Origin of the sequence: Hymenobacter endophyticus (genome assembly GCF_032464715.1) — a bacterium.
Taxonomy (GTDB): Bacteria; Bacteroidota; Bacteroidia; order Cytophagales; family Hymenobacteraceae; genus Hymenobacter; species Hymenobacter endophyticus.
In genome coordinates, this window is sequence record NZ_JAWDJT010000004.1 from 268,715 (window position 1) to 281,268 (window position 12,554).

Genomic DNA, 12,554 nt, shown 5'->3' on the forward strand with positions numbered 1-12,554 from the left:
CACCTTATCCATTTCTATCATGCATAAACTGTACTCCCTTATAGCAGGCGGTGGGTTGCTGCTGGGCCTAAGCTCGTGCTGGGGCTTGGTTGATCCCGTAGACCGGATTCCGCTGCCGCAGTACAAGCCGCTGCTCATGGCGCGCACGCAACTGGAGCAGGCCGTAGCCGTGTTGCCACCCCGGGAACTGCACAACACCGGCAAAATATACCTGCGCGACCCGTACATCTTCATCAATGAGCAGTACGAGGGCATCCATATTATCAACAACCAAGACCCCGAGCACCCGCAGCCGGTAGCCTTTCTGCGGATTCCGGGCAACGTGGACGTGGCCATGAAGGGCACCTTGCTCTACGCCGACAGCGGCTCCGACCTACTGACTTTTGATATGAGCAGTGCGCAAGCGGCCCGGCTGCTCCACCGGGTGCGGGAAGCGGTGCCGGAGCTGCCCATGCCCGAAACCGGCACCATGCCCAGCGAATACCAACCCCAGAACCGCCCGGCCGATGCCGTGGTAATTGGCTGGCAAAAGCTATAACTACTCCTTCTATGCTACACCGCTACCCTGCCCTCCGGGCCCTGGCCGCCCTGCTTGGCTTTTCCGCTCTCAGCTCCTGCAGCAACAGCAACGACGTGAGCCCCGGCAGCGCCGATAATGGTAAAGGCGGCTCCCTGGCCCGCTTTACCGTGCTGGAAAATACGCTGTACGTGGTGGACAACGAGAACCTGCGCACCTTCAGCCTGGCCAACCCCACGGCGCCCACTAAAGACACTGTAATACCGCTGGGCTTCGGCATTGAAACCATCTACCCGCGCGCGCCCTACCTGTTTTTGGGTACGCAGCGGGGCATGTTCATTTTTGATGCCTCTACCCCCAACCAGCCCCAACAGCTTGCCTATTTTCAGCACGTAATGAGCTGCGACCCAGTAGTAGTGGATGAGCGGTACGCCTACGTGACCCTGCGGGATGGCCGAACTTGCGGGGGCGGCCCCAATCAGTTGCAGGTAGTGGATCTGACCAATTTGCGAAACCCGCGCCTGGCTCAAACCTACCCCATGCAGCACCCACTGGGCCTGGGCGTAGACAGTACCCTACTGTTCGTATGCGACAAAGACCAGCTCAAGGTGTTTGATACTAAGCAGAGCCCGGTGTTGCCCGCCCCCCAAACGTTTCCCATTACCGTATCGGACGTAATTCCGCACCGGGGGCTGCTGCTGGCTATTGGGCCGGGCGGGTTGTACCAGTACCGTTACCGCAACGGCAAGCTCAGTGCTCTGAGCAAGCTGGCCATTAGTCCCACCCGCTAATGCGCAACGCGTTACTGCTTGTCCTGGGCTTGTGTATGTCAGGGTTGACAGAAGCACAAACGCTTCCATCGGCTGCTCCTGCGCCCAGGCCCTGGCGTTGGGGCATCTCCTGGAACCTGCTGCCACTGATGGCCAATGGGTACCACGTCAGTTTGGAAAAAGCCTGGAGGCCGGGCTCCCGCCACAGCATACTTCTCACGCCGCAGGGGTACCGGGGGCCAGTGAACGACCTCACCTCCGAGCTGCACGAAACCGGTGCTGACCGGGTGCGCGGCTACGGCCTGGAGGTGCACCACCGCATCTACCTTGGAGCAACCCCGAGCCCCACAGATGGCTACTACGTGGCTTACGGAGCATCCTATCAGCATTTTCGGTTGCAATTCCAGGCCAAAAGCTGGCAACCGGAAGCAGGCCCCGACAACCTGTACTACTACGAGTACCGCCTCCGTAACCAGACAGAAACCATTGACCGATACGGAGCCTCCGTGGTGCTAGGCCGGCAACTGGTTTTCCCGAACACGTCGTTTTTCCTGGACGCATACCTAGGGCTGGGGCTGCGCAAAGCCGACTCCCGGGGCACTTTGCCAACTACTCAATATGCCTCCTCCATGAGCGACTATGGCTCCGCCGGAGTCTACCTTCCCGTTGGGCTGCGGGTGGGCGTGGCGTTGTAGTGCACCAGATTACGCCCCGGAAAATCGTAACGGCCCGGCCGCCCGCAGCCTATACCTACACCGGGCGGCCGGGCCATAAACGCCCATCTTTTCTTTTAGCCCGGAATTACGCCTAGCAGGTGTAACAACCAGCCAAACAGGTACACGGCCGGAATGAAAAGAGCGTAGGCCCACCACGGCAGCCTGTTGAGGTGAAGCCCGCGCTGAACGGGCCAGTTGTTGCGTACTTCCATAATCAGGCTGATTTAGTGAGACATACTTCAGGGAATATACTAAAATCCTGCGTAAATCTCACTCAATATCAAGCCACTAGCTGCTCATACAACCTATCCAGCATAGCGGCGGCATCTTCGCAGAGGCCGGGGTGCACGGGCGAGGTCTGCACGATGGTACTGCGCGTGGCCGTCAGCCACCGGAAGCGGGAGGCAACCGGCAACTGCCCGATGGGCCCGCCGCGCTGGCAGCCCTGGCAAATACGCTCAAACGCCTGCAAGCGGGCCCGCAGGTCATTGAGGTCCAGGCCGGGGCCAGCCAGGGCCTGTAGCCGAGCTTCGGGCAGGTGGCAGCGGGTTTGCAGAAAGCCCTGGGAGGAGCAGTACAAAATCACGCCCACGTTTAAAAACTCTTCGCGCTCCACGCGGGGCACCACGCGCAGCACGGCATACTCAAACAAGTGCATTGCGGGCAGTTAAAGCTTCCTGAACAAACGTGTGGGAAACGGCCAGGCGGGTAGTCAGAAACTCCACGTACTGGGCGCGCTGCTCCTGGGGGTTAAGGTCGGGCTCCTGCAGCCACTCATCGGGCACCAGGGCTACAATGGCCGTCAGCACCTCCGGCGAGAGGCGGGCGTGGGCCTCGGCATCGGCGGCTTCCAGCTCAGTGGCCCGGGGCAGCAGCACATGGTCTTTGAGCTGGGGAAACGGGCGGGTAGCTTTACTGGCCCAACCGGCGCCGCTGTGGTGCACGTACAGGGCGGCGCCGTGGTCGATGAGCCACAGCTCCCGGTGCCACATCAGCATATTGGTATTACGGGCAGTGCGGTCCACGTTCAGGGTGAGGCAGTCCAGCCACACAACCAGGGACGCCAGGCGGGGCTCCACGTCGTTGATGAGGGGGTCGAAGGTAACGGAACCGGCCAGGAAGTGTAGAGCCAGGTTCAGGCCCGTGCTGAAGCGCAGCAGGTCCTGGATTTCCTCATCGGGCTCGGTGCGGCCAAAGGCTTCGCTCAGGTTAATGAACACCAACTCGGGCATGCGCAAACCCAATCGGCGGGCAATTTCGCCCACAATCAGCTCGGCAATCAATGCCTTCAGGCCCTGGCCCGCCCCCCGGAACTTCACTACGTACATAAACCCGTCGTCGGCTTCTACCAGGGCAGGTAGGGAGCCGCCTTCGCGCAGAGGAATTACGTAGCGCGTTACGTCAACGGTTCGGAGGGCAAGTTCAGGAACGGGCATGGGCCGCAGCAAAGGAGGATACGAACAGCAAAGCAACGGATAAATTGGCCGGTTGTTGACAGAGCTGGCGCCGGAGCCCCCAACTTTTCGGGCGGGTGGCAGTACAGTAGCCTGATTAGCCTTGCTTATTTAGCCCGTTCCGTATGCCGCGCATCATCACGCTTACCCTGAACCCCACCGTGGACAAAAGCACCACGGCCGACCACATCGTGCCTGACCAGAAGCTGCGCTGCGCCGCACCCAAGTTTGAGCCCGGCGGGGGTGGTATCAACGTGAGTCGGGCGCTGCGGCGGTTGGGCTCCGAGTCGGTGGCGGTATTTCCGGCGGGCGGCCCCAGCGGCACTATGCTACAACAGCTGCTGGCTCAGGAGCAGCTGCAATACCGCGCCGTGGAAACCCAGGGCAACACCCGCGAGAATTTCATTGTGGTAGATAGCACTACCAGCCAGCAGTACCGCTTTGGTATGCCCGGCACCGAGCTGCGGCCCGAGGAGCAGCAGCGGGTGCTGGAAGCATTGCGGGAGCTGGCTGCCGGTACCGAGTTTCTGGTTATCAGTGGGAGCCTGCCGCCGGGCGTGGAGCCGGAGCTGCTAGTACGCGTGGTGCGGGCCGCCAAAAGCATGGGCGTGAAAGTGGTGGCCGACACCTCGGGCCCGGCGTTGCAGGCGGTGTTGCAGGAAGGGGTATATCTGGCCAAACCCAACGTGGGTGAACTAAGCAAGCTGGCCGGCGTGGATGAGTTGGATAACGAAGCCGTGGCCCAAGCGGCGCAGCAGCTGGTGCAGGAAGGCAAAGCCGAAATACTGGTTGTGTCGCTTGGCCCCCAGGGCGCTTGCCTGGTTTCACAAAACTCCATTGACCATGTGCCCGCCCCCGCCGTGAAGAAGCGTAGCACCGTGGGCGCCGGCGACAGTATGGTAGCCGGCCTCGTGCACGGCCTGAGTACTGGCTTGAGCCTGCCCGAAGTAGCCCGGTTAGGGGTAGCCTGCGGCTCGGCCGCTACCATGAATCCCGGCACCGAGCTATTCCGCAAGGACGATGTGGACCGGCTTTATAGCTGGCTGCTGCAGACCCTGCCGGCCCGAGCGGCGTAAGGCCGACGCTACCAACGCGTAATCCCGAGCCCCGCCAGGAATCTTGCGCACTGGTGGCGTGTGCTACGCCAATGTCAGCCTGCAAGCTTTTTCGCGGGGCCCGGAATGATGCGCTTTTTACGTGGCCAAACCTACGCTCGTTTCAAGCCCAACCGCTCCACGGTTTCGCCTTCAAAATCGAATTCAATCAGAATAGCTGGCTCCTCCCCCATCACCCACCCATCGTGGCCGGGGGCAATGGCGACTACCTGCGGGGCCGTAAACTCCTCCTGGGTGCCATCGGCGTACTGAATCCCCAGCTGGCCGGCAGCCAGAAAGCCCACATGAGCGTGCTGGCACAACTCGCCGCCCACCACGGGCCGCATATCCTTCGACCACCGAAAGCCAGCCGGGTACACCACCCGCTTCACGCGGGAGTTACCGGTGCGTACTACATCAACCTGCACTCCGCCTACTTCGCGGCGGGTGGCGTCCTTCAACGGGCCTAAGAGAGTGGCAGTATCCATAATGCGGGAGAATAAGGAGCGTGAGGTCCGCCGTGTAGCGGGCTCATTCAAGGTACTGAATAGCCACGAAATTCACGACCATTAGTCCGGTGCCGGCCTAGCCCCCCAGCAGCACCTGCAGCTGCCGGGCATTCAGTACTCCGGCCCCGCCAATGCCGTTGTTACAGTACAGGTATACCTCCTTGATATGGGGTTTGGCCTGGAGTTGCTGAGTTATTTTTGCCAGAAATTCGGGGCTGTAAGCCGAAGTGTAGAGCACCGGCACCCCATGAAAACGGTAGTAGGCTTTTTCGATGGTGGCCACTACCTCATCGGGCAGGTCGCCGGGGTAGCTTTGGCCGCAGAAGCTGATGCCGTGCTGGGCCTGCATCCGGAATACCTGCCCGTCCCACCAACTAGGGTGCCGAAACTCCAGCACGTTATGGAAGTCAGGATTGAGCTGCTCTAAAATTCGGCCCAGCAGCTCCTCCGTGTACGCGGCCTTGGGTGGCAGCTGGAACAGCACGGGCCCTAGCTTCTCCCGCAAGCCCTCCTGCACAGTAGCGTAAAAACTGGCCAGAATAGGCGCTGCCTCGGTGTTGAACTTCTTGTAGTGCGTTACCTGCCGGGGCGCTTTTACGGCAAACCGGAAGTCGGGTGGGCTTTGCGCGTACCACTCCTCGAACACTTTCAGGGCCGGCAGGCGGTAGAAGGTCACGTTTACTTCCAGGGTGTTGAACTGGGTGCAGTAGTAGGCAAACCACTTGCGCGGCGGCAGCCCTTCCGGGTACAGCACGCCCTTCCAGTCGCGGTAAGAGAAGCCGGAACAGCCGATATAGTACGCGGGCATAGGTAGGATAATATCCAGGTGGGCACTAGGAAGCTGCGCACGAAGCAAGCTCAACTATAGTACTGCTACACAGCAGCTTACTACAGATGAGCCGCCAAATTGTGCACATGCTTTCTCCGGTTTATAACCGTACGTTAGCTTGACGTCGGCCCCCGGGCATACGAATATTCTGCGGTTTCAGACGGGGTTTCGGTCCCGGCTGCCGGCTGTTCTGTTTTCACCATTCACCTCTGTGAGCTATGATTCTGCGCCTCGACGAACTGGCAATTGACCTGCCGAAACCCAAACATCCGTCGGCCAATGATGCCGCTGCCATTCAGGAACTCCTGGGGGGCAAGTTCGGCGAGATGAGCACCTTGATGAACTACACGTTCCAGTCGTTCAACTTCCGGGGGCGCGACCGGCTCCGGCCCTTCTACGCGCTTACCTCCGCCATTGCGGCGGAGGAGTATTCGCACATTGAGGCTGTCAGCTACGCCATCAATTTGCTGCTGACCGGGGTAACCGAGCGGGGCACTGACCCCAAGCCCGGCCCCCTGTCGGATGCCGTGGATGCGCGTAACTCCTACCACTTTCTGGCCAGCGGCCAGGCGGCCCTGCCCTTCGACTCGATGGGTAACCCCTGGACCGGGCAGTACGTGAACAGCTCCGGCAACCTACGCCTCGATTTGCTGCACAACTTCTTTCTGGAGTGCGGAGCCCGGGCCAACAAAATCAGGGCCTACGAAATGGTAACCGACCCCTGCGCCCGTACCATGATAGGCTATCTGCTGGTGCGTGGCGGCCTGCACGTGTATGCCTACGCCAAAGCCCTGGAGGTAATCACGGGGGTTGACGTGAAGAAGCTGATGCCCGTGCCGCCCCTATCCAACGCCAAATTTCCGGAAGCCGTTAAGTTCATGGAGCACGGCCTGCACCGGCAGCTCTACACCTTCTCGCCCAACGCCTACGCTGAGGCTGGCATTATCTGGAACGGCACGCACCCCGAAGACGGCTCCAAGCTGGAAGTGGTGCAAGGGGCCATTCAGGGCGTGCCCTACCCCGTGCTGGAGGAAGAACCCCAGCTCAACTCACCCGGCGAGGACGACTTCGACCCCGAAATGTTCAAGGATATTGCCAAGAAATTAGGCCTGTCTGACGAGTGGAAGCAGCGTCACGGCTAAACTAGGCCACTGATGCTTTCAGCAACACAAAACGGGTCTGCTCCTTGGGGCAGGCCCGTTTTGTGTTTTCTACACGGTAGCCAGAACGACTTTGTCTTACACCGACCGAGCATACTCGGCTCCTGGCCCAGCAGCAGTAGCAGGCCCAACGGCAACAGCAGCACGGCCAGGGTCATGGCATAGTCGGGGCCGTGAATGGTGGCTTGCACCCGAGGCCGGCATATCCGGCAAGCCCATGCTACCTGCGGGCTTAGCCATAAGCCCAACCTACCAAGCTCAGAAGTACTTTCAGTGGAAAATCTGCCGGTGAAGTGACCATACCTGTAGAGCGCAACGCCTTCTCTCCAAGTAAACGCCGAGGTTACAGCAGGGCGGGTTGTCAGCCAATGGATTTCTGCCTGGCCTCAGGTAGCAGTGGGCCCGGAACAACCTTCGTTTTATAGCACGAACACTTCGTTCACTCGTTGGTAATTCATCGTTACAATGCCAATTAAAGCGCGCAAAGCCACTTCCTGTAAGTTAGTTATAGGTTGATGAAGAAAATTTTTCTTTGTCAACTTTGAAATACAAAGTTCTTTAACATCCTTTGTATAGTTGCTGCTATTAGCCCTGACTTAGGCCGCTTCTTCCTGATTTTTCTCATCATCCCACCTCAACGCATCCCCACTATGACACTCCCCAAAAGCCTTCTGCTCGTTGCTGCGGTTACCGGGCTTCTGCTACTGATTCCGCTGATAGCCATGCAATACACCGCTGAGGTTAACTGGACTTTCTCCGACTTTGTGTTTGCGGCTGTTGTGCTGTTTGGGGCCGGGGCCACGTTCGTGTTCATTGCCCGAATGGGCAACAACGGTACGTACCGGCTGGCGGCAGCCATAGGTGTACTAGCCGGGTTGCTGCTGGTGTGGGCCAATGCCGCTGTAGGCCTAGTAGGTAGTTCACACAACCCGGCCAACATGCTGTACGCCGCGGTGCTGTTTGTGGCCCTGGGGGGCGCCATTGCAGCCCGTTTCCGGCCGCTGGGCACTTCCAACGCTATGTTTGCCGCCGCCCTCACCTACCTGGTAGTTACGGGCATTGCCCTATTCGTGTGGAAGCCCACGGGTAATGCCGCCGAGCCTTCTGCCCCTTTCCTGAACGTGCTGGTGGCCAATGTGGTGTTTGCGGGTGTTTGGGCGCTGGCGGGCCTGCTGTTTCGCCGGGCCGCTGAGCCTGTGTCGGGCCCACAAGTAGCCCAATAAAGTACCACTAGCCAACTGCACACCACCAAACCCTTCACTTCTCACTGATATGAACGTAGCACCTTTTGTTATGGCTGGCCTCTTTCTGCTGGTTGCGGGCCTTTTGACGATGCTGGTGGCCAGCCGGGGCCGGAGTGGCTCTTACAAGGTGGCCGCCGGCGTGGCTACCGCCGCCTCCCTATTGCTGGTATGGGGCAACCTGGCCGTAGGCTTTATCGGCAGCGAAGACAACCCCGTTAACCTGCTGTTCGGGGCGGTGCTGGTGGTGGGCTTTGTGGGGGCCGCAGTGGCCCGGCTGCAGCCGCTGGGTATGGCTCGGGCCATGTTCGCGGCGGCGCTTACGCAGTTTGCCGTGCCCTTCGTAGCGTTGCTCATCAAGCAGCCCCCACTCACGATAGGCGTACTGTGGGTGATTGTGCTGAACACCCTCTTCGCCGGGCTGTGGGTGCTGGCGGGGTGGCTGTTTCGGCGGGCGGGTTTGGCTGGTGATGGGTTGGGCCGACAGGTGGAGTAGAAAAGTTCGATTGAGCATAATAGAAACGCCCCGGAGCTAGGCAGCTTCGGGGCGTTTCTGTTGGACTATTTGTGGTGTAATAGCATAGAAACCTGCTTAACAACTAGCTGATATTCAGACATTTTTATAAGCTTAGCCCGCTCCGCCCCCAAGTTCTACCAGCGCATCCAAACCGCCTGCCTCATCATCGACCGCCCCGGCAAGCGCACAGGCAGCAACAGCGAGACGCCGGAGAAGCTGGGGTAACTCCCCCTGTCATCCTGAGTGCAGCGTAACGAAGGACCTCTTGCGCTTCGCTGCACTCAGGTTTCGTTGTTTATTCATTTATATATGCCGTATACTTTTTCTATCCAAGCATAATCGAATATTTCTCTCGTTATAATATACGCATCATTATTTAACTTGTATTCTGTCTTATAATCAATTAGTTTATCTACTCCACGATACCTTTCTCTAATAGCAATAGAAAGTTTATCCGGCATGATTGAAGCGGAGGCCAGTCCAATCCTATATAGCTTGCTTAGATCCGTATCTTGCAGATGATATGTCGCAGAATGACCGTCGGCATAAAAGCCATTTTTTAAAAGATATAAATCGTCTAAAAAGGCAACATTTATTATATGAGACAACCTTAAAAAATCCACAAACTTTAACTTACCCTGTACACAAGCGCGAAAAATTACACCTACCATTGATGCCTTATCTGAGTCATCTAACTTATCTAATATTACTATAATCTTTTCACCTGCTTTGTCTCTATACTCACCATCTTGTAGTTTATTAACAAAATCTATTCTCTTATCTATTGCTATATCTTTTAGCTCAAAAAGAAATTTCAAAAGCATATTGATAAATATCTTTTCCTTTATACTTGAACCTATTTTAAATAAAGAATGAACAGTATTCAAAACGGGAATATCTTTAATTAACCCTTCGTCAAGTACAGAATCAAAAGTCGCTTCAAGTACGTCTTTAGATATATCAGTTAAACTAGAGGCTGTGGCGGCAAGAATCGATTTACTTAAGTTGTTTTCCATATGGCATTTTGGCTGTTTTATCGTTTGCAAATAAGCACTAATAAGACAATATGACTTATTATCATGCTAAAAAATCTGTAAATAAAGCCAAAAAGTCAGCAAAACTACTTTTGCACCCCGTTTGCTAAGTCGTCCGTAGAATCTTCCTGTTCGAAGTTCTCACCCACGACGAAAGCAACCCATGAACTTTAATAACTATACCATTAAGGCACAGGAGGCCGTGCAGAAGGCCACTGAAATTGCCGGGGGTAATCAGCAGCAGGCCATCGAAACCGGCCACTTGCTGAAAGGCCTCTTCCAGAGCGACGAGAATGTGCTGTCGTTTCTGGCCAAGAAGCTGGGCGTAAACCTGAACATCCTCACGCCCCGCCTCGACGACATCGTGGCGGCTTACCCCAAAGTAAGCGGGGGTTCGCCCTACCTCGCCAACGAAGCTGCCGCCGCCTTGCAGCGCGCCACGGGCTTCCTGAAGGAATTCGACGACGAATACGTGTCGGTGGAGCACCTGCTGTTGGGGCTGCTGGGCGGCAAGGACGCCGTGGCTATCCTGATGAAGGATGCCGGCTTCAACGAAAAGGACCTCAAAGCCGCCATCAAGGAGCTGCGCGGGGGCCGCAAGGTGAACAGCCAGACCGCCGAGGACCAGTACCAGAGCCTGAACCGCTACGCCATTAACCTGAACGAGCGGGTACGCACCGGCAAAATGGACCCGGTTATCGGCCGCGACGAGGAAATCCGGCGGGTGCTGCAGATTCTGAGTCGGCGCACCAAGAACAACCCAGTACTGCTGGGCGAACCGGGCGTGGGTAAAACCGCCATTGCCGAGGGCCTGGCCCAGCGTATTGTGGCCGGCGACGTGCCCGAAAATCTCAAAGACAAAACCCTGATGAGCCTGGACCTGGGCCTGCTGGTGGCCGGGGCCAAGTACAAGGGCGAGTTTGAGGAGCGTCTCAAGGCCGTTATCAAGGAAGTAACCGACTCGGATGGGCAGATTGTGCTCTTCATCGATGAGATTCACACCCTGATTGGAGCCGGCGGCGGTGGCGAAGGCGCCATGGACGCGGCCAACCTGCTCAAGCCTGCCCTGGCGCGGGGCGAGCTGCACGCCATCGGGGCTACCACACTCAAGGAGTACCAGAAGTACATTGAGAAGGACAAGGCCCTAGAGCGTCGTTTCCAGGCTGTCATCGTGGATGAGCCCAGCATTCCGGACGCCATCAGCATCATGCGCGGCATCAAGGAAAAGTACGAGCTGCACCACGGCGTGCGCATCACCGACGACGCCGTAATTGCCGCCGTGGAGCTGAGCAGCCGCTACATCACCGACCGGTTTCTGCCCGATAAGGCCATTGACCTGATGGACGAGGCCGCCGCCAAGCTGCGCATCGAGCTGAACTCCATGCCCGTGGAGCTGGACGAGGTGCAGCGCCGCATTATGCAGCTGGAAATTGAGCGCGAAGCCATCCGCCGCGAGGAAAACCACGACCGGGAAAATGTGCTCAACAAGGAAATTGCCGACCTCTCGGCTCAGCGCGACACGCTGAAAGCGCAGTGGGAAAACGAAAAATCGGCTCTGACCAGCGTGCAAACCGAGAAGGAAAACATTGAGCGCTACAAGCTGGAAGCCGAGCAGGCCGAACGCCAGGGCGACTACGGCCGCGTGGCCGAGCTGCGCTACGGCAAAATTCAGGAAGCAGAAAACAAGCTGAAGGAGCTACAGGCTCAAGCCGAAGCCCAGAAAGACGGCGGCTCGATGCTGCAGGAAGTGGTAACCTCCGAGGACATTGCTGAGGTGGTAGCCAAGTGGACCGGTATTCCGGTGAGCAAGATGCTGCAGTCGGACCGGGACAAGCTGCTGAACCTGGAAAATGAGTTGGGCCGGCGCGTGGCGGGTCAATCGGAGGCCATTGCGGCTATTTCCGACGCGGTGCGCCGCTCCCGGGCGGGTTTGCAGGACCCCAAGCGGCCCATCGGCTCGTTCATCTTCCTGGGTACTACCGGCGTGGGTAAAACAGAGCTGGCCAAGGCCCTGGCCGAGCACCTGTTCAACGATGAAAACGCCATGGTGCGCATCGATATGAGCGAGTTTCAGGAGCGCCACGCCGTATCGCGCCTGATTGGGGCACCTCCCGGCTACGTGGGCTACGACGAAGGTGGCCAGCTGACCGAGGCCGTGCGCCGCAAGCCCTACTCGGTGGTGCTGCTCGACGAAATTGAGAAGGCCCACCCCGACGTGTTCAACATCCTACTACAAGTGCTGGATGATGGCCGCCTTACCGACAACAAAGGCCGGGTGGCGAACTTCAAGAACACCATCATCATCATGACCTCCAACACGGGCGCGGACATCATTCAGAAGAATTTCAAGGAGCTGAATGAGTACAACCACGACGAAGTGGTAGACCGCACCCGCGAGGAAGTGGTGGACCGCCTCAAGCAGCACATGCGCCCCGAGTTCCTGAACCGCATCGACGAAATTGTGATGTTCCAGCCGCTCAAGCGCAAGGAAATCCGCAAAATCGTCGACATCCAATTCCGGCAGATTCAGCAGCGGCTGGAAGAAGCCGGCATCCGCCTGGAGGCCACCGACGAGGTGCTCGACTTCCTCGGCGAGCAGGGCTTCGACCCCACCTTCGGGGCCCGGCCACTGAAGCGCGTACTGCAGCGCCTGGTACTCAACGAGCTGTCGAAGGACATCCTTTCGGGCCGCGTGAGCAAGGACGCCGTGGTG

The 12,554-nt window shown here is 58.0% G+C and carries 14 protein-coding genes; 8 read left to right on the forward strand and 6 right to left on the reverse strand.

From position 1 onward, the window contains the following. Positions 1-19: 19 nt before the first annotated feature. The 3 genes from ROI90_RS09255 (at position 20) to ROI90_RS09265 (ending at position 1,982) form a co-directional block, all read left to right on the forward strand. Positions 20-538: an LVIVD repeat-containing protein gene (locus tag ROI90_RS09255; protein ID WP_315998052.1), complete on the forward strand. Its 519-nt coding sequence runs from the start codon at positions 20-22 to the stop codon at positions 536-538. A gap of 11 nt (positions 539-549) precedes the next feature. Then, positions 550-1,308 (forward strand): LVIVD repeat-containing protein, encoded by a 759-nt coding sequence (locus tag ROI90_RS09260; RefSeq protein WP_315998053.1) that lies wholly within the window; start codon positions 550-552, stop codon positions 1,306-1,308. Positions 1,309-1,436: 128 nt separating this feature from the next. Next, positions 1,437-1,982, forward strand: a complete 546-nt coding sequence (locus ROI90_RS09265; RefSeq protein WP_315998054.1) for a hypothetical protein — start codon at positions 1,437-1,439, stop codon at positions 1,980-1,982. A gap of 95 nt (positions 1,983-2,077) precedes the next feature. Here the strand turns inward: ROI90_RS09265 and ROI90_RS09270 are convergent, their stop codons facing one another. From ROI90_RS09270 to ROI90_RS09280, 3 genes are all read right to left on the reverse strand, one after another. Beyond that, the gene (locus tag ROI90_RS09270; protein WP_315998055.1) at positions 2,078-2,215 is read right to left on the reverse strand and encodes a hypothetical protein; all 138 of its coding nucleotides are present in this window, start codon (positions 2,213-2,215) and stop codon (positions 2,078-2,080) included. A gap of 68 nt (positions 2,216-2,283) precedes the next feature. Then, complete coding sequence (locus ROI90_RS09275; RefSeq protein WP_315998069.1) at positions 2,284-2,670, reverse strand: DUF3037 domain-containing protein; 387 nt, start codon at positions 2,668-2,670, stop codon at positions 2,284-2,286. After that, on the reverse strand, positions 2,648-3,439 hold the full coding sequence (locus tag ROI90_RS09280) for a HipA family kinase (protein ID WP_315998056.1): 792 nt from the start codon (positions 3,437-3,439) through the stop codon (positions 2,648-2,650). The genes ROI90_RS09275 and ROI90_RS09280 overlap by 23 nt, the downstream gene beginning before the upstream one ends. Positions 3,440-3,582: 143 nt before the next feature. On the opposite strand from ROI90_RS09280, the gene ROI90_RS09285 reads away from it, so the two are divergent. Then, positions 3,583-4,533 carry a 1-phosphofructokinase family hexose kinase gene (locus ROI90_RS09285; RefSeq protein ID WP_315998057.1) on the forward strand — a complete coding sequence of 317 codons (951 nt, stop codon included), beginning with the start codon at positions 3,583-3,585 and terminating at the stop codon, positions 4,531-4,533. 131 nt (positions 4,534-4,664) lie between these two features. Here ROI90_RS09285 and ROI90_RS09290 read toward each other — a convergent pair whose 3' ends face one another. Together ROI90_RS09290 and ROI90_RS09295 are read right to left on the reverse strand one after the other, a co-directional pair. Further along, positions 4,665-5,039, reverse strand: coding sequence for a cupin domain-containing protein (locus tag ROI90_RS09290; RefSeq protein WP_315998058.1), 375 nt, complete (start codon positions 5,037-5,039; stop codon positions 4,665-4,667). Between the two features lie 97 nt (positions 5,040-5,136). Continuing rightward, positions 5,137-5,868, reverse strand: coding sequence for a DUF72 domain-containing protein (locus tag ROI90_RS09295; protein ID WP_315998059.1), 732 nt, complete (start codon positions 5,866-5,868; stop codon positions 5,137-5,139). 239 nt (positions 5,869-6,107) lie between these two features. On the opposite strand from ROI90_RS09295, the gene ROI90_RS09300 reads away from it, so the two are divergent. The 3 genes from ROI90_RS09300 to ROI90_RS09310 all read left to right on the forward strand — a co-directional run bounded on the left by ROI90_RS09300 (position 6,108) and on the right by ROI90_RS09310 (position 8,786). After that, on the forward strand, positions 6,108-7,031 hold the full coding sequence (locus ROI90_RS09300; RefSeq protein ID WP_315998060.1) for a manganese catalase family protein: 924 nt from the start codon (positions 6,108-6,110) through the stop codon (positions 7,029-7,031). Positions 7,032-7,699: 668 nt separating this feature from the next. After that, positions 7,700-8,272, forward strand: a complete 573-nt coding sequence (locus ROI90_RS09305; protein WP_315998061.1) for a hypothetical protein — start codon at positions 7,700-7,702, stop codon at positions 8,270-8,272. A gap of 49 nt (positions 8,273-8,321) precedes the next feature. Further along, positions 8,322-8,786, forward strand: a complete 465-nt coding sequence (locus ROI90_RS09310; protein WP_315998062.1) for a hypothetical protein — start codon at positions 8,322-8,324, stop codon at positions 8,784-8,786. 320 nt (positions 8,787-9,106) lie between these two features. Here ROI90_RS09310 and ROI90_RS09315 read toward each other — a convergent pair whose 3' ends face one another. Further along, complete coding sequence (locus tag ROI90_RS09315) at positions 9,107-9,823, reverse strand: hypothetical protein (RefSeq protein WP_315998063.1); 717 nt, start codon at positions 9,821-9,823, stop codon at positions 9,107-9,109. Between the two features lie 181 nt (positions 9,824-10,004). Between ROI90_RS09315 and clpB the strand changes: the two genes are divergently transcribed. Beyond that, positions 10,005-12,554: ATP-dependent chaperone ClpB (clpB, locus tag ROI90_RS09320; RefSeq protein WP_315998064.1), on the forward strand; the 2,550-nt coding region annotated here is incomplete at its 3' end.